This is a genomic window from Mesorhizobium sp. RCAM 05104 (genome assembly GCF_059683645.1).
Genome location: NZ_CM185033.1, coordinates 5,378,018 through 5,401,934, shown reverse-complemented (window position 1 = coordinate 5,401,934; position 23,917 = coordinate 5,378,018). Strand labels below are relative to the sequence as shown.

General features: G+C 63.4%; 33 protein-coding genes. 23 read left to right on the top strand and 10 right to left on the bottom strand.

Annotation, left to right across the window (positions count from 1 at the left end; translation table 11 throughout):
• The first annotated feature begins 141 nt into the window (after positions 1-141).
• From AC56QP_RS26465 to AC56QP_RS26445, 5 genes are all read left to right on the top strand, one after another.
• Positions 142-1,668, top strand: a complete 1,527-nt coding sequence (locus AC56QP_RS26465; RefSeq protein WP_489862795.1) for an ABC-F family ATP-binding cassette domain-containing protein — start codon at positions 142-144, stop codon at positions 1,666-1,668.
• 110 nt (positions 1,669-1,778) lie between these two features.
• Positions 1,779-2,165, top strand: coding sequence for a nuclear transport factor 2 family protein (locus AC56QP_RS26460; protein ID WP_489862796.1), 387 nt, complete (start codon positions 1,779-1,781; stop codon positions 2,163-2,165).
• Positions 2,166-2,257: 92 nt separating this feature from the next.
• Complete coding sequence (locus tag AC56QP_RS26455; protein WP_489862797.1) at positions 2,258-2,440, top strand: hypothetical protein; 183 nt, start codon at positions 2,258-2,260, stop codon at positions 2,438-2,440.
• A 151-nt stretch (positions 2,441-2,591) separates the two neighbouring features.
• Positions 2,592-3,014, top strand: a complete 423-nt coding sequence (locus tag AC56QP_RS26450; RefSeq protein WP_489862798.1) for a VOC family protein — start codon at positions 2,592-2,594, stop codon at positions 3,012-3,014.
• A gap of 105 nt (positions 3,015-3,119) precedes the next feature.
• Positions 3,120-3,473 (top strand): DUF1428 domain-containing protein, encoded by a 354-nt coding sequence (locus tag AC56QP_RS26445; protein WP_489862799.1) that lies wholly within the window; start codon positions 3,120-3,122, stop codon positions 3,471-3,473.
• A gap of 22 nt (positions 3,474-3,495) precedes the next feature.
• Here AC56QP_RS26445 and AC56QP_RS26440 read toward each other — a convergent pair whose 3' ends face one another.
• The 3 genes from AC56QP_RS26440 to AC56QP_RS26430 all read right to left on the bottom strand — a co-directional run bounded on the left by AC56QP_RS26440 (position 3,496) and on the right by AC56QP_RS26430 (position 5,935).
• On the bottom strand, positions 3,496-5,130 hold the full coding sequence (locus AC56QP_RS26440) for a tetratricopeptide repeat-containing sulfotransferase family protein (RefSeq protein ID WP_489862800.1): 1,635 nt from the start codon (positions 5,128-5,130) through the stop codon (positions 3,496-3,498).
• A gap of 204 nt (positions 5,131-5,334) precedes the next feature.
• Positions 5,335-5,610: a hypothetical protein gene (locus tag AC56QP_RS26435; RefSeq protein ID WP_489862801.1), complete on the bottom strand. Its 276-nt coding sequence runs from the start codon at positions 5,608-5,610 to the stop codon at positions 5,335-5,337.
• Between the two features lie 100 nt (positions 5,611-5,710).
• On the bottom strand, positions 5,711-5,935 hold the full coding sequence (locus AC56QP_RS26430) for a hypothetical protein (protein WP_489862802.1): 225 nt from the start codon (positions 5,933-5,935) through the stop codon (positions 5,711-5,713).
• A gap of 329 nt (positions 5,936-6,264) precedes the next feature.
• Here AC56QP_RS26430 and AC56QP_RS26425 point away from each other — a divergent pair, with 329 nt between their 5' ends.
• From AC56QP_RS26425 to AC56QP_RS26405, 5 genes are all read left to right on the top strand, one after another.
• Positions 6,265-6,471, top strand: a complete 207-nt coding sequence (locus AC56QP_RS26425; protein WP_489862803.1) for a cold-shock protein — start codon at positions 6,265-6,267, stop codon at positions 6,469-6,471.
• Between the two features lie 209 nt (positions 6,472-6,680).
• Positions 6,681-6,950 (top strand): hypothetical protein, encoded by a 270-nt coding sequence (locus AC56QP_RS26420; protein WP_269905215.1) that lies wholly within the window; start codon positions 6,681-6,683, stop codon positions 6,948-6,950.
• A complete protein-coding gene (locus tag AC56QP_RS26415; RefSeq protein WP_091579156.1) occupies positions 6,947-7,195 on the top strand; it encodes a hypothetical protein in 249 nt (82 codons plus the stop codon). Before AC56QP_RS26420 ends, AC56QP_RS26415 begins: the two co-directional genes overlap by 4 nt.
• A 187-nt stretch (positions 7,196-7,382) precedes the next feature.
• Entirely contained in the window at positions 7,383-7,520 is a 138-nt protein-coding gene (locus tag AC56QP_RS26410) for a hypothetical protein (protein ID WP_167365109.1), read from the top strand.
• 88 nt (positions 7,521-7,608) lie between these two features.
• Positions 7,609-7,830 carry a hypothetical protein gene (locus tag AC56QP_RS26405; RefSeq protein WP_489862804.1) on the top strand — a complete coding sequence of 74 codons (222 nt, stop codon included), beginning with the start codon at positions 7,609-7,611 and terminating at the stop codon, positions 7,828-7,830.
• A gap of 91 nt (positions 7,831-7,921) precedes the next feature.
• On the opposite strand, the gene AC56QP_RS26400 is transcribed toward AC56QP_RS26405, so the two are convergent.
• A complete protein-coding gene (locus AC56QP_RS26400; protein WP_489862805.1) occupies positions 7,922-8,317 on the bottom strand; it encodes a Kazal-type serine protease inhibitor family protein in 396 nt (131 codons plus the stop codon).
• 503 nt (positions 8,318-8,820) lie between these two features.
• On the opposite strand from AC56QP_RS26400, the gene AC56QP_RS26395 reads away from it, so the two are divergent.
• From AC56QP_RS26395 to AC56QP_RS26385, 3 genes are all read left to right on the top strand, one after another.
• Complete coding sequence (locus AC56QP_RS26395) at positions 8,821-9,033, top strand: cold-shock protein (protein ID WP_006202520.1); 213 nt, start codon at positions 8,821-8,823, stop codon at positions 9,031-9,033.
• A gap of 345 nt (positions 9,034-9,378) precedes the next feature.
• Positions 9,379-9,591 (top strand): cold-shock protein, encoded by a 213-nt coding sequence (locus AC56QP_RS26390; protein WP_008877668.1) that lies wholly within the window; start codon positions 9,379-9,381, stop codon positions 9,589-9,591.
• Between the two features lie 191 nt (positions 9,592-9,782).
• A complete protein-coding gene (locus tag AC56QP_RS26385; protein WP_489862806.1) occupies positions 9,783-10,202 on the top strand; it encodes a BA14K family protein in 420 nt (139 codons plus the stop codon).
• 174 nt (positions 10,203-10,376) lie between these two features.
• Here AC56QP_RS26385 and AC56QP_RS26380 read toward each other — a convergent pair whose 3' ends face one another.
• The 3 genes from AC56QP_RS26380 to AC56QP_RS26370 all read right to left on the bottom strand — a co-directional run bounded on the left by AC56QP_RS26380 (position 10,377) and on the right by AC56QP_RS26370 (position 12,636).
• Entirely contained in the window at positions 10,377-11,015 is a 639-nt protein-coding gene (locus tag AC56QP_RS26380; RefSeq protein WP_489862807.1) for an MBL fold metallo-hydrolase, read from the bottom strand.
• A 264-nt stretch (positions 11,016-11,279) separates the two neighbouring features.
• Complete coding sequence (locus tag AC56QP_RS26375; RefSeq protein WP_091579147.1) at positions 11,280-11,597, bottom strand: hypothetical protein; 318 nt, start codon at positions 11,595-11,597, stop codon at positions 11,280-11,282.
• A gap of 145 nt (positions 11,598-11,742) precedes the next feature.
• The gene (locus tag AC56QP_RS26370) at positions 11,743-12,636 is read right to left on the bottom strand and encodes a branched-chain amino acid aminotransferase (RefSeq protein WP_256754313.1); all 894 of its coding nucleotides are present in this window, start codon (positions 12,634-12,636) and stop codon (positions 11,743-11,745) included.
• 260 nt (positions 12,637-12,896) lie between these two features.
• Here AC56QP_RS26370 and AC56QP_RS26365 point away from each other — a divergent pair, with 260 nt between their 5' ends.
• The 4 genes from AC56QP_RS26365 to AC56QP_RS26350 all read left to right on the top strand — a co-directional run bounded on the left by AC56QP_RS26365 (position 12,897) and on the right by AC56QP_RS26350 (position 16,832).
• A complete protein-coding gene (locus AC56QP_RS26365; RefSeq protein WP_167365108.1) occupies positions 12,897-13,430 on the top strand; it encodes a MarR family winged helix-turn-helix transcriptional regulator in 534 nt (177 codons plus the stop codon).
• Positions 13,417-14,136: a response regulator gene (locus AC56QP_RS26360; RefSeq protein ID WP_256754311.1), complete on the top strand. Its 720-nt coding sequence runs from the start codon at positions 13,417-13,419 to the stop codon at positions 14,134-14,136. Before AC56QP_RS26365 ends, AC56QP_RS26360 begins: the two co-directional genes overlap by 14 nt.
• A 49-nt stretch (positions 14,137-14,185) precedes the next feature.
• Positions 14,186-15,601: an ATP-binding protein gene (locus AC56QP_RS26355; protein ID WP_489862808.1), complete on the top strand. Its 1,416-nt coding sequence runs from the start codon at positions 14,186-14,188 to the stop codon at positions 15,599-15,601.
• 208 nt (positions 15,602-15,809) lie between these two features.
• The gene (locus AC56QP_RS26350; protein ID WP_489862809.1) at positions 15,810-16,832 is read left to right on the top strand and encodes a glycosyltransferase family 4 protein; all 1,023 of its coding nucleotides are present in this window, start codon (positions 15,810-15,812) and stop codon (positions 16,830-16,832) included.
• A 166-nt stretch (positions 16,833-16,998) separates the two neighbouring features.
• Here AC56QP_RS26350 and AC56QP_RS26345 read toward each other — a convergent pair whose 3' ends face one another.
• The 3 genes from AC56QP_RS26345 to AC56QP_RS26335 all read right to left on the bottom strand — a co-directional run bounded on the left by AC56QP_RS26345 (position 16,999) and on the right by AC56QP_RS26335 (position 18,501).
• On the bottom strand, positions 16,999-17,358 hold the full coding sequence (locus AC56QP_RS26345; protein ID WP_489862810.1) for a tRNA-binding protein: 360 nt from the start codon (positions 17,356-17,358) through the stop codon (positions 16,999-17,001).
• A gap of 16 nt (positions 17,359-17,374) precedes the next feature.
• The gene (locus AC56QP_RS26340) at positions 17,375-17,875 is read right to left on the bottom strand and encodes a type III secretion system chaperone family protein (RefSeq protein WP_006202532.1); all 501 of its coding nucleotides are present in this window, start codon (positions 17,873-17,875) and stop codon (positions 17,375-17,377) included.
• A gap of 323 nt (positions 17,876-18,198) precedes the next feature.
• Positions 18,199-18,501, bottom strand: a complete 303-nt coding sequence (locus AC56QP_RS26335; RefSeq protein ID WP_489862811.1) for an accessory factor UbiK family protein — start codon at positions 18,499-18,501, stop codon at positions 18,199-18,201.
• Between the two features lie 255 nt (positions 18,502-18,756).
• Between AC56QP_RS26335 and AC56QP_RS26330 the strand changes: the two genes are divergently transcribed.
• The 6 genes from AC56QP_RS26330 (at position 18,757) to AC56QP_RS26305 (ending at position 23,825) form a co-directional block, all read left to right on the top strand.
• Positions 18,757-18,996 carry a BrnA antitoxin family protein gene (locus tag AC56QP_RS26330; RefSeq protein WP_489862812.1) on the top strand — a complete coding sequence of 80 codons (240 nt, stop codon included), beginning with the start codon at positions 18,757-18,759 and terminating at the stop codon, positions 18,994-18,996.
• A 172-nt stretch (positions 18,997-19,168) separates the two neighbouring features.
• Positions 19,169-20,023, top strand: a complete 855-nt coding sequence (gene lgt, locus AC56QP_RS26325; RefSeq protein ID WP_489862813.1) for a prolipoprotein diacylglyceryl transferase — start codon at positions 19,169-19,171, stop codon at positions 20,021-20,023.
• Entirely contained in the window at positions 20,020-21,108 is a 1,089-nt protein-coding gene (locus tag AC56QP_RS26320) for a class I SAM-dependent methyltransferase (RefSeq protein ID WP_489862814.1), read from the top strand. The genes lgt and AC56QP_RS26320 overlap by 4 nt, the downstream gene beginning before the upstream one ends.
• A gap of 116 nt (positions 21,109-21,224) precedes the next feature.
• A complete protein-coding gene (gene pgeF / locus AC56QP_RS26315) occupies positions 21,225-22,019 on the top strand; it encodes a peptidoglycan editing factor PgeF (RefSeq protein ID WP_489862815.1) in 795 nt (264 codons plus the stop codon).
• Positions 22,019-23,170, top strand: a complete 1,152-nt coding sequence (locus AC56QP_RS26310) for a M24 family metallopeptidase (protein ID WP_489862816.1) — start codon at positions 22,019-22,021, stop codon at positions 23,168-23,170. Before pgeF ends, AC56QP_RS26310 begins: the two co-directional genes overlap by 1 nt.
• A 43-nt stretch (positions 23,171-23,213) precedes the next feature.
• On the top strand, positions 23,214-23,825 hold the full coding sequence (locus AC56QP_RS26305; RefSeq protein WP_489862817.1) for a hypothetical protein: 612 nt from the start codon (positions 23,214-23,216) through the stop codon (positions 23,823-23,825).
• Positions 23,826-23,917: the final 92 nt, after the last annotated feature.

Sequence of the window (23,917 nt, the reverse complement as noted above, 5' to 3'; positions counted from 1 at the left end):
CAGGGACGGTCCGGGTTTTTTCCCGCTTCGATTTTTTGGTCTGCCCTTCGTGGTGTTGCAACGCCGAGCCTGATGGCCGGCACGCGCACCGTCAAAGTGCATTGAACCGGAGTTTCTTCCGGCAAGACCAGAGAAATCAAAATGGCCCTGATCAGCCTCAAATCCCTTGGCGTCACCATGAGTGCGCCGCTCTTCTCCAACCTTGACCTCACCATCGGCACCGGCGACCGGCTCGGCATCGTAGCCGCCAATGGCCGTGGCAAGTCGACCTTGCTCAAATGCCTGACCGGCGAGATGGAGCCGACCTCCGGCGACATCACCCGCACGCGCGGTCTGCGCGTCGGCCATGTCGAACAGTCCGTTGCTCCGGCTCTTCTTGGTCGCAGCTTCCATCAGGTGGTGGCCGATGCCTTGCCGCCTGAGCAGGCCGACAGCGAGATGTGGCGGGTCGACGTGGTTCTTGATTCACTCGACGTGCCCGAGCCGATGCGCGAACGGCAGATGCAAGCGCTGAGCGGCGGCTGGCAAAGGCTGGCGCTGATCGCGCGCGTCTGGGTCACTGATCCGGACGTGCTGCTGCTCGATGAGCCGACCAACCATCTCGACCTTGCCCGCATCAGCCAGCTGGAGATATGGCTGAACACGCTGCCGCGCGAGGTGCCGGTCGTCATCGCCAGCCACGACCGCGCCTTCCTCGACGCGACCACCAACCGGACGCTGTTCCTGCGCCCGGAACAGTCGCCGGTGTTTGCCCTGCCCTATTCTCGCGCGCGGCAGGCGCTCGACGACGTCGATGCCTCGACGGAGCGCAGGTTCCAGCGTGACATGAAGGTCGCGCAGCAATTGCGCCGGCAGGCGGCCAAGCTCAACAACATCGGCATCAATTCGGGCAGCGACCTGCTGACGGTCAAGACCAAGCAGCTCAACCAGCGCGCCGAGCGGCTGGAAGAGGCCGCGGCCCCGGCGCATCGCGAGAAATCGGCTGGCGCCATCAAATTGGCCAATCGCGGCACCCATGCCAAGGTGCTGATCACGCTCGACGACGCGGCGGTGGAAACGCCCGACGGCACGCTGCTGTTCAGGACCGGCAAGCGCCACATCTGCCAAGGCGACCGCATCGTCCTGCTCGGCCGCAATGGCGTCGGCAAGTCGCGCTTCGTCACCCTGATCCGCAACGCCATCCTCGAGCCGGATACCGTGCGGAACGTGAAGGTGACGCCGTCGACGGTGCTCGGCTACAGCGACCAGTCGCTGTCGGGCATCAGCGGCGACGACACCCCGCTGGCGATGGTCTCGCGCCGCTACGATGTCGGCGAGCAGCGTGCCCGCTCGCTGCTTGCCGGCGCCGGTGTCGGCATCGACATGCAGGAGCGCAGGATCGGCGTACTGTCCGGCGGCCAGAAGGCGCGGCTGATGATGCTGGCGCTGAGGCTCGCCAACCCCAACTTCTACCTGCTCGACGAGCCGACCAACCACCTCGATATCGACGGCCAGGAGGCACTGGAAGCCGAACTGCTCGAGCATCAGGCAAGTTGCGTGCTCGCCTCGCACGACCGCTCCTTCATCCGCGCCATCGGCAACCGCTTCTGGCTGATCGAGAAGCGGCGGCTGACCGAAATCGAGGATCCCGAGGATTTCTTCCGCTCGGTGGCCGAAGCGGGCGGTTGAAAGAGCCATGCCTCCGCCGGGCCGGCATTCCAGGGTTTCCGGCCCGCACTTCCCCACCGTCCGAAAAAGGCGCATCCTGAGGGTTCGCAAACCGAGGGAGGAAACCGGTCATGCGCGGGGTGGACCTCGTCAAGAACCTCTATGATGCCTATGCAAAACGCGACATCGTGGGCGCGCTGGCCCACTGCTCTGACAATGTCGTCTTCTCCTGGGTCGCCGAACCGCAGGCACCTTTCATCAGGTCAGGCAACGGCAAGCAGGAGTTCCTTGCCCGACTCATGTCGCTGGACAATGATTTCGAATTCCGGAGCTTCGTCCCGGTCGACATCATCGACGGCGGCGACAAGATCGCGGCGCAGGTCGAGATCCATTTGACGCGCAAGACCACCGGCGAGGAGCTTGTCATGCGTAGCGCTGATTTCTGGACGATCCGCGACGGCCAGATCATCGGGATGGTGGAATATTACGACACCGCGCTTGCCGCGTCGGTCATCTGAAATAAATCGGGCGAGCTGTCGGATCGCCTGAACCTGCCTCGTCCTTGGGATGCCGACACGATGATGCCGGCACCAACCAGGGAGAATTTGTCATGTCGGTCCTGTCATCCATCAGTCGCATCGCAACCCAATATGCGGCAGCGCGTGCCCGCCACCGCAGCGAACGTATCCTGCTTTCGCTGCCAGCCGAATTGCGCAAGGACATCGGCTTTCCAGAAATCTTCGATGCGCGGAACAGCCGTCGCGCGGCCACCTTTTCCGCCAAGGTCATATGACCGCGACCAGCCGGCCCGTGCAGCCGCCGCTCAATCCGACAGGCTGTCCAGGCCCGGCCTTCGTAGAAAAATTCGCGACCATGTAGGATCGCCGTCACCTCATGCGTCCTATGGTTCGCAAGGCCAAGCCAAACGCAAAGAGGAGCAAGACATGACTGACCAGACCCCCGTTCAGCCCAGGGCAGAAGTGCTCGGCGGATTGACCCCTTATCTGCAGGTGGATGGCGCCTTCAAGGCAGCCGAATTCTACCGCATGGCCTTCGGCGCCGAGCAGGTCTTTGCCTATCCTGCGGACGACAAAGGCCGCACCATGCATATCCATCTCCACATCAACGGTTCGACGCTGATGCTGGGCGATGCCTATCCAGAACACGGCCACCCGCATCAGAATCCGCAGGGCTACACGCTGCAGCTTCATCTCGGCAGCGATGAGATCGACGCCTGGTGGAAGCGCGCGATCGATGCCGGATGCGAGGAAGGGGTGCCGCTTCAGGTGATGTTCTGGGGCGATCGCTGGGGCCAGATGCGCGACCCCTTCGGCGTCACCTGGGCAATGAACGCGCCGGTGAAGTAATCCAGCGAGCAGCGACACCCTTGCCTCTGGTGAAGGGAATGACGTGCTCCGCGCCGGGTTGCATCCCTGCCGACCCGGCGCTCAATTTCAGCAAAGGAACCCACCATGTCCTATGTCGATGGTTTCGTGCTTGCCGTGCCCAAGGCAAAACTCGACGACTACAAGAAGCTGGCCAACACCGCCGGCGACGTCTGGAAGGAACACGGCGCGCTCGCCTATGTCGAATGCGTCGGCGATGACGTGCCCTACGGAGAGGTCACCTCGTTCCCGCGTGCCGTGCAGGCCAAGGAGGACGAGATCGTCGTCTTTTCCTGGATCGTCTATGAATCGCGGCAGAGCCGCGATGCGGTCATGGCCAAGGTGATGGCCGACCCCCGCCTGACGCCCGATTGGTCGACAATGCCGTTCGACGGCAAGCGCATGATCTTCGGCGGCTTCCAGCCCTTCATGGAGCTGTAGGCGCGGCGCCTGACGTCTCCGCCTAATCGAGGCGATCGAGCAGCGGCTTCAACCTGTCGCCATAGCGCTTCCACAAGTCGACCGAGCCTTGATACATCGGCTGGCGCACCTGCGCCGCCGACGCCGTGCGCACCGGCCGGTCGGTCTCGTGGAACGACAGCACCGCGTCGTCCCACGGCAGGCCGAGATGGGCGATAAGCGCCCGCGTCTGCCCTTCCTGGTCGGCGACGAAATCCTCGTAGCGCACATCATGCACCGCCCCCGGCAGCACAGTATGCCAATGCGCCATGATGTCGGTGTAGAGATTGTGGAAGTCGGCGAGTTCGCCAAGGTCATAGCCATAGCGGTGGCTGTCGCCACGGAAATGCACCTTGTAGATCGACAGACACGTCGCCGCCGCATCGCGGGCGCAGTGGATAATCCTGGCCTTCGGCAGCATCATGTGGATGAAGCCGATAAGCAGGAAGTTGCCTGGCATTTTGTCGGTGACATGTCGGACATGCGGATAGCGGGCGTGCAGCATGTCGAGATAAGCCTGCCCGGCCTCGGCAAAATCCGCGTCGGCGACGTCCGATATTCCCCAGGGAAAGCCACCTGGCATGGTCAAGGGAAACTGCTTGCCGACCGCCGTCTTCAGAATGCTGAGCTCGCCGGCGCCATAGACCTGGGGATGGCTGGCGATGATCTGCTCGACCAGCGTGGTGCCGGAGCGCGGCATGCCGACAACGAAGATCGGCGTGTCGTCGGCAATTGGGCTCGGCCTGTGCTTTTCGAAGAAGCCGGCATCGAAGGTGGCCTTCATCGCCTCAAATTCGGCGCGCGTCTTGGCCTTGTCGTAGTCGATACCCTTGCGGCGGATGGCATTGCCTTCGGCGAAATAATCGAAGGCTCGCGGATAATCCCTGAGATCGTCATTGGCCTTGCCGAGCCCGAAGGAAAGCTGCATGCGCGCCAGGCTGTCCTGCGGCGCCTTGGCATGTTGCGCCTCCATGCTGGTCAGTTCGGCATCGCGCTCCTTCTGGCGCTTGACCTGCGTCAGCATCAGCCAGGCACGCGCCATGCCGGGGTCGACCGCCAGCGCCTGCCGGAACAGATCGGCCGCTTCATCGAGCTTGCCTTTTTCCATCAACCCGACGCCGAGCCCATGCAACAGCTCGGCATCCTTCGGCCGGATGGCCAGCGCCTCGCGGAAGACGCCAAGCGCCTCATCCAGCCGCCCGGCCTCCTGCAGCGTTTCGGCAAGCCCGATGCGCGCACGGACATGGAAGGGATTGCGCGCGACTGTGCCGCGATAAATCTCCTCGGCCTCCTCGAACTGGCCGAGCTGCTTCAGCGACGAGCCGAGATTGTCGCGCGCCGCGAGCTGGTCCGGCCGGATATCCACCGCGCCGCGGAAGAAATCGACGGCCGCGGCGACACGGCCGAGATCGCGCATCACCGTGCCGAAATTGTTGAGGAAGTCGGGATTTGTCGGCTGCAGGCTCACCGACTGTTCGATGAGATCGAGCCCCTCGGCGCTGCGCCTGGTCTGGTGCAGCAGCAGTCCCAGGAAATGCGCCGCGGCCGCGTGCTTGGGCTGGCGTGCCAGCACCTGCCGGTAGATCGCCTCGGCCTCTTGCCGGCGCCCGGCCTGATGCAACTGCAGCGCCTGCTGCACATACTGGTCGAGGCCCAGCGGCGGCTGTCCTCCAGCGCCTGATCTGGTTCCCGCGCCCGCCGCTCTTCTTTGATCTCTGTTGATGGGAAACCTGCCGTGTTTGTCCGCTTGCCGGACCTAAGGCATGGGAGACGGAGATTCAAGAGTGGATCGGGTCCAACGAGGCTGCCTTAGCAAAGCCACCTCGATACGAGCGATGGCGGATCAGTGCTGGCAGGAGCCGCCGGCGCTCGGATGCCGCGAGAACGAGGCCTTGCGTCTTTCGGCGTTGTGAGAGTTCAGGAACAACATCACCGAAGTGGCGTCGAACTCGCTGAGGCCGACCATTGGCCGCGTGCCGATCTCGGCCGGCCTGCCAGTGAACACGTGATAGATGGTCCACGACCTGTTCACCTCGACACGCCGCCCATAATCATGGCTCATCGCACCAAGGAGTTCGCCCTTCAGGCTGGGGAAGGCGTAGGTTTCGCTATCGGGCATTTGCATCTCCTCGACGCTGCGTTAAAAAATCGAGATGCGGCCGGCTCGGATGCAACCAGGGCTGTCCAACTCAGGCAGCGGATTCGAGCCGCCGCCTTTCTCAGATCAGGCGATTGCTCTCGGCAACCTGTCTGGCCCGCCTCACGGTTCCATCGGTGTCGGCGACCGTGCGCCTTGCCGCCTCGTCGCTTCTGACGGTGAGCCGTGCGGACTTGACGATCATCGGTTTGCCGGTTGGGCCAACGGCAATGGCATGTATGGCGGCTGGCTTGATGATCGGGTTGATCGCGAGGGTCGTGCCTCTCGGGGTTCTGACGGAAACCATGGCTTTTGTCCTTTCGGAAATAAATAAAATACAAGTGCCGGGACAATCGCCCCAGCATGATTTCAAGATTTTTTTAGAAAGCTTCCGAGCTCTATCAGAATTTTCCAAATAATTACAGCGTTCTATTTTTTTGCCAACGCGACGGATTTTCGTAAATCTTCTTGAACAATCGGCCCCGCTGGGCTATATAAGCAAGATCGTTTGGGGCCAGAATTGGCATCTCGCGGCGTCAGAGGTTCCCGACCCGCCAATCTCATTCCAAATCATCGATACCGGGCGCGCGGCACATTCGCTCCGCGACCATTTCTCATTCTTCGAAAGACACCCACATGAACACCGGAACCGTGAAGTTCTACAACGGCCAGAAGGGCTTTGGCTTCATTCAGCCGACCGATGGCGGCAAGGACGTTTTCGTCCATTTCAGCGCACTGGAGCGCGCCGGCTTTCCTGGCCTCGCCGAAGGCCAGAAGCTGCAATTCGAGTTGGAGCGCGACACCAAGGGCCGCGAGTCGGCCGCCAATCTGCAACTGATCTGATCCGGCCGAATTCGATGAACGCTGACCACGGATGTACTGGCAGCTCTCGAAATCGGCTTATTTCCGGCGATAGCCGGAGATAGGAAAGCGGGGCTCGTCCCCGCTTTTTTGCTGTCAGGACCGCTGCCTGCATGGCGCTGCGAGGCGCAGGACGCTTCCCTGTCGATGCCGGAAAACTTCAGGGCCCGGAAGGTATCAAGGTTAAGACAATGTCGGACCGCACCACCCGCTCCATCGCGCATTTCGCGGCACCTTTCGCGCTCGGCGGATTGGAAGGATTGCTGCCGGCCGGCGACTACGACATCGATCACGACGAAGAGGTGATCGAAGGCATGTCGCGTCTTGCCTGGCGCCGCGTCGCCACCTTCATCCATCTGCCGGCAAGGGCGGTGAAGAACCCGCCCACCAGCCAACTTGTCGCCATCGACTACCTTGAACTCGAAACAGCGCTGAAGCGCGACCGGGAGAACGCAGCATGATCCGTTTCCAGCAGAATGCGCGCCCGCGCACCGACACGCCCGCGCACCTCTTCGCCATCGGCCAGACCGTGCGCATGAAGAGCCGCACCGGCCTCGTCCAGAAGACCGCGGAACTGTTCCAGATCAAGAGCATGCTGCCGGTCAAGGACGGCTCGCCGCAATACCGCATCCGCAGCGAGCAGGAGACCCATGAGCGGGTCACCACGGAAGACAATCTCGAACCGGCCGACATGCCCGCGATCTGAAAGACTGTTTCGAAATTCGCTCTGGCCAATCCCATGGTGGCGGTTTCCAGAACCGTAGCGCAGCGGACGATTGATCCGTAAGCAACGGAAGCGCGGAAAACGCCATCAGAAGGCCGACAGAGTAGAATTTCCAGACAGTGTCTGAGACCGCGCCGCAAGCCAAGCCAACAAGCACCAGGAGCAGAACATGTCCAAGGGACAACAGCGAAGCAACCGCGAAGCGCGCAAACCGAAGAAGGACAAGGTGGTGGCCAAGCCCGCCTCGCCGTTCGGCTCGTCGGTCAAGCAGGCGGAGAGCAGCCTGAAGCCGAAATCGAAGGGCTGACATCCGGCACGCCTCTTCGGCGCCTGTCGGCGCCGAAGATTCTCCCTTGCGGGACAGCGCAACGCCCGCCCGCGCCACGGAGGCGTCCTTGAACTTCGTCATCGAGTTTTACCGGTCACGCGATGCCGACGAAGCCACGCTCGCCAAGGTGTCGCTGGAAGCGCCGAACCTGCGCGCCGCCCTGCAGGGGGCCACCGCGCTGTTCCACACGCTCACCATGCCGCAAATCCCCGATCGCCTGCGCATTTCCGACGAGGATGGCAGCGAGCTTTATGCCGGCCCCGCCGACGGCGCCTATCCGGCACCGTGACGAGCAGCGCGCGCTTCAATCCACACGCTCCGCCCCGATCCGCTCATGTCCTGCCGACATCCCATAGCGGAGAGGCGCGGTAAGTAACCTCTCAGCACGGCCCATCATCAACGACGCGGTAGTCCGCGGCGCGGGCTTCGCAGGCGTTGGGGAAGGTGCGCATCTCGCCATGCCGGCGGGCGCACACGGGAGCATATTCGCGGGTGCAGAACGTCTGCTCTCCGCCACCGCCGCCGTCGCGGCAGGGGCCATCGCGCACGATGCGGTAGCCGGCACGGTCGGCAAGGCAGGCATTGGCGAAGGTCTGGCGGTCGCCGCCCCGCCTGGCGCAGACCGGTTCGTACTGCCTGCTGCAGAATTGCGGCTCGGGCCGTGGCGGACGCGGCCCCGGTCCTTCATCGACGACGACGGTGCAGGCGGCGAGAATTGCCGACAGGAACAGGATGGCAAAGCCTTGCCGCGACAAGATTGCCGCCAGAAATTTCATGTTGCTCTCTCCTACGGTCCCGTCCCCATCACGATCCTCGCCATTCCCTTCCCAAATGCAACCCCGTTTGCAGCCGTCCGCACCGGAAAGGGCGGCTGGAGCCATGGCAATCTTCAGCTCGCGGCGGTGGCATCTCTGGCCCAGCCGTAGCCCCGCCCTGGTCCGATGACCTGGCCGGCAACCAGGCCTATCTCGGGGCCCGTCGACGCTCGGATCGGTCGATTTATGCGTCGGGACGCGCCCATCGAGGCGGCCCGTGGCGCTATCTTGCAACCATCACGTTTCCGTGCGATAAATTCCGTGTTCGGGCATTTGCGACCCGGAGAGCGGAACGTTTTGGACGACCTTTCCCCGATACTGTGAATCTCTGACGGCCCCGTTTTTCGGCGGGGGGTTTGACCATGCGCCAATGCATGACTGCCGAAGCAACCACCGGGACTTGCCCTCGACGACAGGTGGCGGGCAGGACCATCAAAGACTGAACGGGTGAAGGAGTTTCCCCAATGGCCCAGACCGGCACCGTTAAATTCTTCAACGCGACCAAAGGCTTCGGTTTCATCACGCCCGATGGCGGCGCCAAGGACGTGTTCGTCCATATTTCCGCGATCGAGGCTTCGGGCCTGCGCACGCTCGTCGACGGCCAGAAGGTCACCTTCGACGTCGAGCCGGACCGCATGGGCAAGGGCCCCAAGGCGGTCAATCTCCGCGCTGCCTGAGCCATCGGCGCGCCGCGCGCGCTAGCGGGTGCGCGAAGGAAGCTCCAATGCCTTGAGCCGGCTTGGAGAGGGATTTGAATTTTGAAAGGCGCGGCGTTTTTTGCCGCGCCTTTTTCATGCCGCCGGCTCGGACCCATGCATGTCGCCCAAGAGTGGCCCGGCTTTGGAACAACGACATGCATAAAACAAAGACCTGAAGCGCGTCGCCTGAATCCGCTCAAGCGCGACGCGCCTTCAGGTGCCCGCAAAACTTTCTCTTGCCGATGACGCTAAAATAAAGGACAAATTTCGGCTCGGGCATTTGCCGGCCCGAGACTGGACTTTATGGGATCAAAGGAGCTTCCCATGCCGCAGACCGGCACCGTCAAATTCTTCAACCATGCCAAGGGCTTCGGCTTCATCACGCCGGATGATGGCGCGAAGGATGTCTTCGTCCATATTTCGGCCGTGCAGGCGTCGGGTCTTCCCGGTCTGGAGGACGGGCAGAAGGTGACATTCGATACCGAGCCGGACAAGCGCGGCAAGGGGCCCAAGGCCGTCAACCTGTCGGTCGGCTGAGCCGGCTTCGGATCGACGCCGCAGCCGGCAGGGCAGATCCGCTGCCTGGAGCGTGCGATGTCTGACGTTCGCAGCGGATCGGCCGCTTTAATCCGTTCAGCCCCCGTTCAGCCACGGTCTCATATTAGTCTTGGGTAAAGCCGGACCGCATCCCCCTGAAAACTACACGGGCCGGCACGAAGGAGACCGACATGAACCGAATTTTCAAGATCGCCGTCCTGTCCGCCGCCGTGGTTGCCACGACGCTCGCGACCTTGCCGGCGGCCAGCGCCGATGAATGGCGTCATCACCGTCACCACGGCAATGGCGATGCCGTCGCCGCCGGCGTCCTCGGCCTCGCCGCCGGCGCCCTGATCGTTGGTGCGTTGGCCAATGACCAGCCGCCGCCCGACGATTACGGCGACGGTTACTACTATCGTGATGTACGGCCGCGCCCTGCCCCGGTTCGCCGCTACTATGCGGAGCCGAGGGTCGTCTACAATGATAGCTATGCCGAGCCGTGGACACGTGACTGGTACGAATACTGTTCGGACCGTTACCGGACGTTCAACTCCCGCACCGGCACGTTCACCGGCAATGACGGCGAACAGCATTTCTGCACGGCCAACTGAGTGCGTGTCGCCCAAAAGTGCGCAACGGTTTTGGGATAACCACATGCACAAGGACAGAACCTTGAAGCGCGAAGCGCTTCAGGGCTTCCCTGCCCAAATCAAAAAGCGCTGACCGCAAGGCCAGCGCTTTTTTGTTGTTCGGCTTGACCGCCTCGGATGTTCCAAACCAGGAATTCAAGTCAGGAACGGGTTTGTCCGTCGCTCCTCGCCAAAGCGGCCGCCTGGGCCGTGGCCGCAGATGAAGCCGATGTCGTCGCCGAGCGGCAGGAGCTTGTCCTTGATCGAGGCGATCAGCGCCGCATGGTCGCCGCCCGGCAGATCGGTGCGACCGACCGAGCCGCGAAACAGCACATCGCCGACATGGGCGAATTTCGCCGCGCGGTTGTAGTAGACTACATGACCGGGCGCATGGCCGGGGCAATGCAACACCTCGAACACATGCGAGCCGAACGACACGGTATCGCCTTCGCTGAGAAAGCGGTCGGGCACGCAGTCGCGTGCGCCAGCGATGCCGTAGCGCCTGCCCTGGTTCTCCAGATTGTCGAGCAACAGCTTGTCGGCCTCATGCGGGCCGATGATCTCCACGCCGAGCGCCTCCTTCAGCTCCATGGCACCGCCGGCATGGTCGATATGGCCGTGCGTTATCCAGATCGCTTCGGCGGTAATTGCATTGTCCTTCAGCACCGCCAGCACCTTGTCGATGTCGCCGCCCGGATCGACGACAACACCGTGTTTGTCATCCATGTCGAACAGGATGGTGCAGTTTTGCTGGAACGGTGTCACCGGCACGATGCCGGCATTGAGCTGACCCATGATCGTCCTTTCGCTGTCTCAGCCGTGATGTAGAGCAATTCCAGGAAAAGTGTGAAACGGTTTTCCCGGGAAAAGCGCACAGCGCTTTCCCTTGTGAATTGCGTCGGACCAAGGGACAGAGCGGTTCGGCGTTTCGATGAAACGATGCACCGCTCTGGAGGCGCGGGCGAAGGGCGGCCACCATACGAAAGACGAACAGTCGGTCGTTCCGAAAAAGAAATGGGCGGCCGAAGCCGCCCATTGAACAAACCTGAGACCGGCAGCTTACTTCTTCATGGCGCCCATGACCGCGCCGATAATGCCGGTCAGGATCGCGCCGCCGCCAGCGCCGCCGACGATGTTGTTGAGGTTGAGCGCGCTGCCGAGACCGCTCGTAGCCGCCGCGGCCGCCGCCGGGTCGATCGTGCCACCGCCAAGCAGGCTGCCGAGGATCGCCGCACCGCCGACACCACCGATGGCACCACCCAGGATTTTGGGCAGCTGTCCCATAGCCGCATTCTTGAGCGCAACACCGATCGCCTGGCCGCCGATGACGCCTGCAATCACCTGTACAATGATCGGAAGAAGCGTGTTCATGTCCATATGATTAGTCCCTCCATAGCTGCCAGCCTCCCGGGCCGACAGCATCATGAGACGCCGAATTGGATGAAAGTCAAATGCAGAAACGCTGAAATAAAAGGGGCGGCCCGAAAACCGCCCCTGCTTGCTTGAAAAGCTGTGACTTTCGTTATTCTGCTGCAATCGCGTGCTTGGGCTGAACCGCGGCAGAATAGTCGTTCATAAGGTTCTTGGCGATTTCACCGACCTCGAATCGGTAAGGCCCGATCTCCGAAACCGGAGTCACTTCGGCTGCTGTTCCGGTCAGGAAACATTGCTCGAAGCCTTCGAGTTCTTCCGGCATGATGGCGCGTTCGATCACCTCCAGGCCGCGGTCCTTGGCCAGGCCAATGACCGTGCGGCGGGTGATGCCGTCGAGGAAGCAGTCGGGCTTTGGCGTGTGGATCTTGCCGTCCTTGACGAAGAAGATGTTGGCGCCGGTCGCTTCCGCGACCTGGCCACGCCAGTCGAGCATCATGGCGTCGGCGTAGCCCTTGGCTTCCGCCGCATGCTTGGACATGGTGCAGATCATGTAGAGGCCGGCGGCCTTCGATTTGGAGGGCGCGGTGCGCGGGTCGGGCCGGCGCCATTCCGCCACGTCCAGGCGGATGCCTTTCAGTTTCTGCGCCGGGTCGAAATAGCTCGGCCATTGCCAGATGGCGATGGCGCAGTTGATGCGGTTGTTCTGCGCCGAAACGCCCATCTGCTCACTGCCGCGCCAGGCGATCGGCCGGACATAGGCGTCCTGGAAACCCTGCTTCTTCAAAAGCGTCGCGGAAGCATCGTTGAGCTCGGCCACCGAATAGGGAATCTTGAAGCCGAGCAGGCGCGCCGATTCATGCAGGCGCTCTGTGTGCTCGTTCAGCTTGAAGATCTCGCCACCATAGGCGCGCTCGCCCTCGAAGACCGCGCTGGCGTAATGCAGGCCATGGGTCAGCACGTGGATCTTGGCGTCCCCCCATTGGACGAACGCACCATTCATCCAGATAAAGCCGTCCAGTTGATCGAAGGGAACGGATGCCATGGTAACCTCCCGCGGGCCGCGACCCGCACATCGTTGTAGCGTTGCGTGTTTCTCGTCAGCCGCGCCACGGATTGGGAACGTCGGCTGCTGGCTCGAAGCGTAAGCGGATAAGTGAGCTCTGGCAAACTCAGGAAGTTCCGGAAAAACCGGCTTCCCTTGCCTTTTTGTTCGCATTCCGCCCAAAAGCTTGTCAAAAATTACCATTGCAGGGAAATTACGTCAATAGTACTGACATAATCTCTCTTTTCAGCGGAGAAATGATGACGGATCGAAGCCACACAGCCGGGAAACCGATCAGGACCGCGATCACCGACGAGGACGGCATCGACTTCGCCATCATCGAACTGTTCTTCTTCGCCTACCGCGACTTCACCTCCGATCCGGATCAGATCCTGGCCGACTACGGTTTCGGCCGCGCACATCACCGGGTGCTGCATTTCGTCAACCGCAGGCCCGGCCTGACGGTCGCCGAACTGCTCGACGTGCTGAAGATCACCAAGCAGAGCCTGGCGCGGGTGCTCAAGCAATTGATCGACACCGACCATGTCGTGCAGTTGCAAGGTCCGCGCGACCGCCGCCAGCGCGAGCTCTATCCGACAGCCAAGGGCCGCGCGCTGGCGCTGGCGCTGGCGCGGCCACAGTCACGCCGCATCCATGCTGCATTGGGAGATTCCGGAATCACCGAACGGACCTTGGTGGAACGGTTCCTCGAAGCGATGGTCAACCCGGAACTAAGAGCACAGATCGACGTTGGGTCCGCAAGAATGTCAGGGAAAAGCCATGGAGAGCACTGAGAGGGTCGATCAGGCGGCCGCGCCCGACGACGACGCGCCACATCTGCTTGTGGTCGACGACGACACCCGCATCCGCAATCTTCTCAAACAGTATCTGACCGAAAACGGCTTTCGCGTGACCGTCGCCGGCAATGCCGGCGAAGCCAGGCGCAAACTTGCCGGCCTCGACTTCGACCTTCTGGTGCTCGACGTCATGATGCCAGGGGAAAGCGGCGTCGACCTGACAAAGTCGTTGCGGGCCGAAAAGAACGTGCCGATCCTGATGCTGACGGCGCTATCGGAGACCGACAGCCGCATCTCCGGCCTCGAGGCTGGCGCCGATGATTACCTGCCGAAGCCTTTCGATCCGCGCGAGCTGATCCTGCGCATCAACAACATCCTGCGCCGCGGCGGCCCGACGACCACGCCGAAGGTCGAACAGCTGGTCTTCGGTCCCTACACCTTCCAGATCGCCAGGCGCGAGTTGAAGCGTGGCGGCGAAGCCCTGAAGCTGACCGACCGCGAGCAGGAGATCCTGGCGATCTTCGCGGCACGGGCCGGCGAAACCATTCCGCGTCACGAGCTTGTCGGCGACGATTCGGAAGTCGGCGAGCGCACCATAGACGTCCAGATCAACCGGCTGCGCCGCAAGATCGAGCGCGATCCGTCCAACCCGGTCTGGCTGCAGACCGTGCGCGGTATTGGGTATCGGCTCAGCGTGGAATAGAATGCCGGCCGCGGCCTGCTGAGCGGTCGCGGTTGAGCGAAAAGATCGAATGGCAACCACGGAACTGGAACAGCCGGGGAACGGCGGCTTGAGCGCACGCACCACGCGGACGCTGAAGACGGTGCCGCGCATCTGGAACCGGTTCTGGCGCCTCGTTTCGCTTTACATGCCCAAGCGGCTCTATGCCCGCTCGCTGATCATCGTCATCGCGCCGATGATCCTGCTGCAATCGGTCGTCGCCTTCGTCTTCATGGAGCGCCACTGGGCAACCGTGACGCAGCGCCTGTCGCAGGCCACCGTGCGTGACATCGCCGCCATCATCGACATGATCGAGACCTATCCGCACGACGCCGACTACGCCAACATCATCCGCATCTCCCAGGACCGCATGCAGCTGAAGGTCGACCTGTTGCCGCCCGATCCGTTGCCGCCTCCCGGACCCAAACCATTCTTCTCGATCCTCGACGACGTTCTCTCGGCCGAGATCACCCGCCAGATCAACCGGCCGTTCTGGATCGACACGGTCGGCAATTCCAACATCGTCGAGGTGCGCGTCCAGCTCGAGGGCAAGGTGCTGCGCGTCTTCGTGCGCCGCAGCCAGGCCTATGCCTCGAACACTCACATCTTCCTGATCTGGATGGTCGGCACCTCGCTGGTGCTTTTGATGATCGCCATCCCCTTCCTGCGCAACCAGATCCGGCCGATCCTGACGCTTGCCGAGGCCGCCGAAAGCTTCGGCAAGGGCCGGCCGATGCCGCGCGACTTCCGGCCACGCGGCGCCGAGGAGGTTCGCCGCGCCGGCTTCGCCTTTATCCAGATGCGCGAGCGCATCGAACGCCAGATCGAACAGCGCACCGCGATGCTGACCGGCGTCAGCCATGATCTCAGGACCATCCTCACCCGCTTCAAGCTGCAGTTGGCCCTGGCCGGCGGCAAGGCAGAGACCAAGGCAGCCCTCAATCAGGACATCGACGACATGCAGTCGATGCTCGAAGGCTATCTCTCCTTCGCTCGCGGCGAGGCCTCGGAGGACCCCGGACGTTTCGATCTGGAAGTCTATTTCCAGAAGCTCGGCGAGGAAGCAAACCTGCGCAAATGCAAACTGTCGACGACGCTTGTCGGCGATCCGACCGTGCATGTGCGGCCGAGTGCCTTCGCCCGGCTGCTGTCCAACGTCATCGGCAACGCCTTCCGCTATGCCAGGACGGTGGAGGTCAACGCCACGCATGGACGCGGCTCGCTGCTGGTCACCATCGACGACGACGGTCCGGGCATTCCCGCCGACCGGCGCGAGGATGTGTTCAAACCCTTCCTGCGGCTCGACGAGGCCCGCAACCTCGATGCCAGCGGCACCGGGCTCGGCCTGTCGATCGCCCGCGACATCGCCCGCAGCCATGGCGGCGACATCACGCTCGACGACAGCCCGCTCGGCGGACTGCGCGCCGTGATCAAGGTACCCGCCTAGGCAGGCCAGGCGCCAGGCTTCATCCGCCCGTCATGAAACCATGGTGAAGAGCGCGCATGAAGCGCGCGACCACTCTTGATTCGGCCCTGCGGCCTCACTTCGACCCCGTACCCGCCCGGGTGCGCCGGAGCGAAGCGAGCGCGGCAAGCTGGTCGCCGTTCCGGCATCGCCTCAAGGCAAACGTCGACCTTTCGAGCAAAGGGCCGCCATGCGCATATTGATGGTCACCGACGCCTGGCGCCCACAGGTCAATGGCGTCGTCCACACGCTGGAACGGCTTGCCGAAACGCTGAAATCCTTCGACGTCGCGGTGGATTTCCTGACACCCAACATCTTTCGCACCCTGCCCTTGCCTACCTATCCCGACATAAGGCTGGCGCTGACCACGCCCGGCCACGTCGCGCGATTGATCGAAGCCGGCAAGGCCGACCACATCCACATCGTCACCGAAGGTCCGCTCGGCATCATGGCGCGGCGCTATTGCCGCAATGCCGGGCGTCCATTCACCACCAGCTATCACACGCGCTTTCCCGAATATCTCAGCGCCCGCCTGCCGGTGCCGGAAAGCTGGGCCTATCGCTGGCTGCGCGATTTCCACAATTCGGGCCAGGGCACGCTGGTCGCCACCCAATCGCTCGCCGACGATCTGTCGGCGCGCGGCTTCACCAAGCTGAGGCCATGGACGCGCGGCGTCGACACCGAGCATTTCCGGCCGGACAAGAAGAAGGACCTCGGCTTCCCCGGCCCGATCTTCCTCTGCGTCGGCCGCGTCGCCATCGAAAAGAACCTCCCGGCCTTCCTCGATCTCGACCTGCCCGGCAGCAAGGTGATCGTCGGCGAGGGTCCCCAACTTGCCAGGCTCAGGGCGAAGTACCCGCAGGCCCATTTCCTCGGCCATCGGCCGAATGACGAACTGGCCGAGATCTATGCCTCGGCCGATGTCTTCGTTTTCCCCAGCCGCACCGATACCTTCGGCAACGTCATCATCGAGGCGCTGGCCAGCGGCACGCCGGTAGCCGCCTATCCGGTGACAGGGCCGATCGACATTGTCGGCGATGGTTTTGGCGGCGCGGTCTCGAACGACCTGCGCGAGGCGTCACTCGCCGCCCTCAACGTCGACCGCGCCGATGCGCGCGAACGCGCCATGCGCTACAGCTGGAAAGCCTGCGCGGAAATGTTTCTCGGCACGGTCGAGGAAGCGCTCGGCACGACGCGGAAGCTGGCGGCCTGACGGGCCAAGCGCGCAGGGTGCATTGAGATTCAGGTCAGGCCGAGCTGAGAATGGCGGGCTCCGGGGTCGCCGTTGCGACGAGCGGAGCGTACGTTTGGGTACGTGAGCACCGGAAGCGCAGGAGACCGCCCTTCGCAAGCCGGCCTCACCTGAATATCAACGCATCCTAAAACAATCGCCCGCCATCCGGCACCTTGCGCTCGATCGCGCCGAGGACGACGGCGCCCTCCTCGTCGGGGAAACCGAGCGTCAGTACTTCCGACATGAACGGCCCAATCTGGCGCGGCGGGAAATTGACCACCGCGAACACCTGCCGGCCGACCAGCGTTTCGGGCACATAGTATTTGGTGATCTGCGCCGACGATTTCTTGATGCCGATGTCGGCGCCAAAATCGATCTTCAGCTTGAATGCCGGCTTGCGCGCCTGCGGAAACGGCTCAGCCTCAACGATCGTGCCGGCGCGAATGTCGACACGATCGAAATCGGCGAAACTGATCTCGGGCTTGCGCTCGCTGCTCGAACTCATCTCTGCCTTGCTTGGTTCAGGCGTTGCCGTAGGTCTCGAACAGCACGCCGGCCAGCGCGTCCTTGGCCGAGGTTCCCGACCAGACGACGAACTGGAACGCCTGGAAATAGCATTCGCAAGCTTCCAAAGCCGACGACAGCAGCACCTCGACCTGCTGGCTCGACGGCTCGACCCCGCCCGCCAGCAGCAGCGACTGGCGGAACATGATCGCGCCCTCCTGCTCCCAGAGGTCGAAATGGCCGAACAGCATCTGTTCGTTGATCAGCGACAAGAGCCGCATCACCTCCAGCGCACGGGCCTCCGGGACCTTGATGTCGAAGGCACAGGCCAGATGCAGCGCCTCGAAATCCTCCATCCAGGAGAAGGAGACGTGATAGTCGGTCCAGCTGCCGGCAACCGAGATCGAAATCTCGTCGTCGCCAGCCCGTTCGAAGGACCAGTCGTTGTTGTGGGCCACCTGCTCGATAACATCCACCGGATGGATTTCGCGGGAGAATTCGAGTTCGAGAAGTTCCATGGAATGCTTCCTGTCGTTCTGAGGAGCGCCGCCACACGCTCCGCGGGAGGGCACACACAACGAACAATCTTGTCTAGAACTCGGACGGCCAGGACTTCTCGACACAAAGACCCCAGACCGGACCCCACCGCCCGGCCACATGACCCTGCTCCGAATCATGCAACAAATTCAGTCTATTGATCGGGAGTCGCGTGAACAGCCCAATTTTTCGCACTGCGTCATTCGCATGTGGAAAGCCGCTGTCACAAAGATTCATGCAATGCCGTTAAGCGATTCACGGCAAAGCGCTTTTCAGGATTGTGCTTTGTGGAAAAGTTTAACGATTATTTTTTTGCGCGGGGCTTTGCCGCCGCCGCTGGTGCGGCCTGTCCGGTCAATTCGGCAAGCTTCCCCTCGAGCGCCTCGATGCGGGCGGCAAGACGGGTATTCTCGTCCCTCGCCTTGGCGGCCATCTCGCGCGCAGCCTCGAACTCCTCGCGCTGCACCACATCCATCGAGTTGAGGATGCGCTCGGCCTGCCCCTTGAAGGCGGTCTCCACCTCACGGCGCACGCCTTGCGCCGCGCCCGCGGCGTCGGTCATCAGCTTGGCGAATTCATCGAGAATGCGGTTCGGTCCGGTCGACATGGCAAATCCTCGCTTGCTCGAAATGACGTAATGATGCCGCGCGTCGAATGCAAGAACGTTGCACGCCTCTGGCGCATCGCCAGTCGATCCCGTGGCCTGTCTGCGCTGCTATAACGCATGTCCGCAGACTGATTGTCGCGCGTGCAGGGAGCTTTCGAGCGGCTCCTTCCAGACTATACGGGATGGCGCCAAGTTGCCTATTGTGGTGCTTTCATCTCGTCTTGCGTCAAGCACGCTCCAGTCAGGGGTCAATCAATGGCAACGCCTCCGCGCCGACCGACAAATCCGATGGCAGCCGCCGAGGCTGCCTTCAAGCCGATCAAGAAGCCGGCGGCACCAATTCGCGAACCCTCGGCCGCACCAAATGTCAGGGAGCTTGTTTCGATCCGGATCGATCGCGCCGTGCTGGACCATTTCCAGGAAGACGGTCCCGGCTGGCAGGACAGGATCAACGACGCGTTGCGGCGGATGGTTGCCGTCAAGCCCGAGGATTGAACCCAGCCATCCGGCCGCTGCCACGGCAGATTTGCGGCATGTCCCTGCACGGCGCGATGACCCTTGTGGCGATCCCGTTCCCCGAGCCTTGACGGGAACCACCTTGCCTTGACCCCGCCAAAACCCTGCCGCATGGTCCGCGCCCAATGCGACCGCAACCGAGAGCTCCCCGTTGAACGACTATTTCCTGCTGCCGCTGGCCTCGCTGCCCTTTCCCAACATCAACCCGATCCTGATCCAGATCGGTCCGCTGGCGGTGCACTGGTACGGCGTCGGCTACATCGTCGGCATCCTGTTCGCCTGGTGGTATGCCAAGCGGCTCGCCGCCAATGCCAGGCTGTGGCCGAACGGCACCCCGCCGATGAAGCCCGAAGACCTCGACGATTTCATCGTCTGGGCGGCCATCGGCGTCGTGCTGGGCGGCCGCACCGGCTACGTGCTGTTCTACGACCTGCCGCGCTACATTGCCCACCCGCTCGACATCTTCGCCGTCTGGCAAGGCGGCATGTCGTTCCATGGCGGCCTGCTCGGCGTCACCCTCGCCATGACGCTGTTTTCCATCAAGCGCGGCATCCGCACCTGGTCGCTGTTCGATGTCGTGGCCGCCGGCGTGCCGGTCGGCCTCGGCCTGGTGCGCGTCGCCAACTTCATCAATTCCGAACTCTGGGGCCGGCCGACCGATGTGCCGTGGGCGATCGAGTTCCCCAATGGCGGGCCGTTCGCCCGCCATCCGAGCCAGCTCTACGAGGCCCTGCTCGAGGGCGTGGTGCTGTTCCTCGTGCTGCGCATCCTCACCCATTCGCGCCTCAAGCTGAAGACGCCGCGCTTCGTCGGCGGCGCCTTCATCTGCGGCTATGGCCTGTCACGCATCTTCGTCGAGTTCTTCCGCGAGCCCGACCAGCAGCTCGGCTATCTCCTTGGCACCAACTGGCTGACCATGGGCATGATCCTGTCGTCGCCGATGGTGCTGGCCGGCATCTGGGCGATGGCGACCGCCAAGCCGGTGCCACAGTCACAGCCGGCATGACACGGCTGAAGGCCCGCATCGTCGACCTGATCGAGGCGCTGGGGCCGATCCCGGTCAACGAATACATGGCGCTGTGCCTGTTCGACCCCGCGGACGGCTACTACACGACACGCGAGCCCTTCGGTGCCGCCGGCGACTTCATCACCGCGCCGGAGATCAGCCAGATGTTCGGCGAGCTCGTCGCCGTCTGGCTCTACCAGGCCTGGCTGGCCGGCGGCCGGCCGCTGCCGGTGACCATCGCCGAGATCGGCCCCGGCCGCGGCACGCTGATGAAGGACATGCTGCGCACCCTGTCGCGGCTTGATCCTGATCTGGCCAACGGCGCCGCCTTCGCCATGATCGAGACCAGCCCGCGCCTGGCCGAGGTCCAGAAACAGACGCTTGCCGCGACGCCCTTCGCGGTTCGCTGGCACGAAATCATCGACACGCTGCCGCAACAGCCGCTTCTCATCGTCGGCAATGAATTGTTCGACGCCGTGCCCATTCGCCAGTTCGTCCGCGCCGGCGCCGGCTGGCGCGAGCGCATGGTCGGCCTGGACGAAGAGGACAACCTCGGCTTCTTTGCTGGCGCCGGCTCGGTCGACCCGACGCTGCTGCCTAAGGATGCCGTCAGCGCGCCGCAAGGCGCCGTCGTCGAAGTGGCGCCTGCCCGCGCCGCATTGATGGCGGCCATCGCCGAGCGCATAGCGGGGCATGGCGGCGCCGGCCTGTTCCTCGACTATGGTCACCTCCAGCCGGGTGTCGGCGACACGCTGCAGGCCTTGCGCGGCCACGATCACGAAGATGTGCTGGCCAATCCGGGCGAAGCCGACCTGACGACCCATGTCGATTTCGCCGCACTCGCCGCGATCGTGCGCGTGCACGGCCTCGACGCCCATCTGTCGACGCAGGGCCACTTCCTGCTCGGCATGGGCATTCTCGAGCGCGCCGGCCGGCTCGGCGCCGATGCCTCCCAGGAAGCCCGCCAAAAGATCGCCGACGACGTCGAACGCCTCGCCGGCCCGCAAGCCATGGGCGAGCTGTTCAAGGTGCTTGCCGTGCTGCCGCGTGGCGTGGCCGTCCGCCCCTTTGCCGCGGCGGATTGACTTTTCGTCGCCGCCCCTCCCAATCTCCCGTCCGGTAAAAGAGTGGTCGAACCCCCGGCCGCGCTTTGTCCCGACTTTTTCTTGACGAAACCGCCCACACGGACAACAACGCCCGCATGCTGAATCAGACCAAACCGGATCCCGTTCGGTCGCCCCTGCTGGACAAGGCGCAGGCGCAAGGCATCCGCCACGGCTATTTCACCCGCACGGGCGGCGTCTCCAGCGGCATCTACCGGGGCCTCAACATCGGCACCGGATCGAATGACGACCAGGCGCTTGTCGCGGAGAACCGCGGCCGCGTCGCCGCCTGGATGGGCGTGCCGGCGAGCCATCTGTTGACCGCCCACCAGATCCACTCGCCCGATGTCGTCATCGCCAGGGAGCCGTTTGCCGGCGAACGGCCCAAGGCCGACGCCATCGTCACCGACCAGCCGGGCATCGCCATTGGCGCCTCTACCGCCGACTGCGGCCCGGTGCTGTTCGCCGATGCGCAGGCGCGCATCATCGGCGCGGCACATGCCGGCTGGAAAGGCGCGTTCACCGGCGTGCTGGAAAACACGGTTCTCGCCATGGAAAGCCTCGGCGCCCGGCGCGAACGCATCGTTGCCGTGCTCGGCCCCTCGATCGGCCCCGAGAACTACGAGGTCGGACCGGAGTTCGTCGCCCGCTTCGTCGAGGCCGACGCCGAAAACATCGGCTATTTCGCGCCCTCCGCCAACCCCGGCCATGCCATGTTCGACCTCGTCAGCTACACGGTCGACCGGCTTGCGAAGGCCGGGGTGACGGCCGAGGGTCTCGGCCGCTGCACCTATGCCGAGGCGGATCTGTTTTACTCCTACCGGCGCACCACGCACTGCGGGGAGCCCGATTACGGCCGGCAGGTTTCGGCAATCGTTTTGGAGAGGGAATAATGGCGCTGCATTTTGAACGATCGGAATTCGACGCGCGGCGCGACCGGCTGATGATCGAGATGGCCGAAAAGAAGCTCGACGCCATCCTGCTGTTCGCGCAGGAGAGCATGTACTGGCTGACCGGCTACGACACGTTCGGCTTCTGCTTCTTCCAGTGCCTGGTGGTGAAGGCCGACGGTTCGATGGTGCTTTTGACCCGTTCGGCCGACCTGCGCCAGGCGCGCCACACCTCGATCATCGACAACATCGTCCTGTGGACCGACCGCAACGGCGCCAATCCGGCGGTCGACCTGCGCAATCTGCTCAACGAACTCGACCTGCTCGGCGCCCGCATCGGCGTCGAATACGACACCCATGGGTTGACCGCCTACAATGGCCGCCGGCTGGACGAGCAGTTGCAGACTTTTGGCCAGATCGCCGACGCGTCCGGCATTGTCGGTCGGCTGCGCCTGTTCAAGAGCCCGGCCGAGGTCGCCAAGGCCGAGAAGGCCGCCAATCTCTCCGACGACGCGCTCGACGCGGCCTTGCCGCTGATCAAGCAGGGCGGCGACGAAGCCCTGATCCTCGCCGCCATGCAGGGCGCGATCTTTGCCGGCGGCGGCGACTATCCGGCCAACGAGTTCATCATCGGCTCCGGCGTCGACGCGCTGCTGTGCCGCTACAAGGCCGGCCGCCGCAAGCTCACCAAGAACGACCAGCTGACGCTCGAATGGGCCGGCGTCTTCAACCACTACCACGCGCCGATGATGCGCACGGTGCTGACCGGCAAGGTCTCGAAGCGCCATCAGGAGCTGTTCGACGCCGCCCGCGCCTCCCTGCTGGCCGTCGAGAAGGCGATGACGCCGGGCAACAGCTTCGGCGACGTGTTCGATGCCCATGCCCGCACCATGGAAGCGCACGGCCTGACCAAGCACCGGCTGAACGCCTGCGGCTACTCGGTCGGCGCCCGCTTCACGCCGTCCTGGATGGATATGCCGATGTTCTACCAGGGCAATCCCGAGCCGATCGCGCCGAACATGACGCTGTTCGCGCACATGATCATCATGGATTCCGACACCGAGACGGCGATGACGCTTGGCCGCACCTACCTGACCACCGAATCCCAGCCGAAGCCGCTTTCCCGCCATGATCTCGACTTGATCGTACAGTGAATCCATAATGGGAGGCGTTCTTCGCCAAGGAGTTATCAGGCAAATGAGACGATCGCATGTGACGACCGTGTCATTGCTCGTGGCGCTCGCGCTGGCCGCCTGCACCAACGCCAAGGATGTCCTCGAGCCTTCGGCGATCACCCCGCCGGCGACCTCGACGCAGGCGCTGCCCGCCACGCAAGGCAACACCGCGGCCGCGGCTCCAGCACCAGCCACCACCACGGCGGGCGCTCCTGCAGCCGCCACCACACCACTCACGCCTGCCCAGAGCGCCGCCATCCTTTCCAAGACCCGCCTGCAGATCGCGCCGATCGTCGGCGCCTCGGTTGAAGCCGCGACGCCGCTGACGGCGGAACTGCAGACGCGCGCCAGGCAGCGCGGCATCACGCTCGCCGGCAGCGCCGACCAGACCGCGACCCATGTGCTCAAAGGCTATTTCTCGGCGATTTCGGAAGGCAAGGACACCACCGTCATCTATGTCTGGGACGTCTACGACCCGGCCGGCAACCGCCTGCACCGCATCAACGGCCAGCTGAAAGCGCCTTCGGCCAACGGCGGCGACAGCTGGAAGGCGGTCGCGCCGGCCACCATGCAGGCGATCGCCGACCAGACCATCGACCAGTTCGCGGCCTGGCTGGGCGGCAAGGCAGGCTAGGCATCGGACCCAAAGTGGAAACGGTTTTGGGAAAATCCGACGCTCAAACGAGAAGAGGGAGCAGCGGGAGTCCGCTGCTTCCTGTTGCCGGC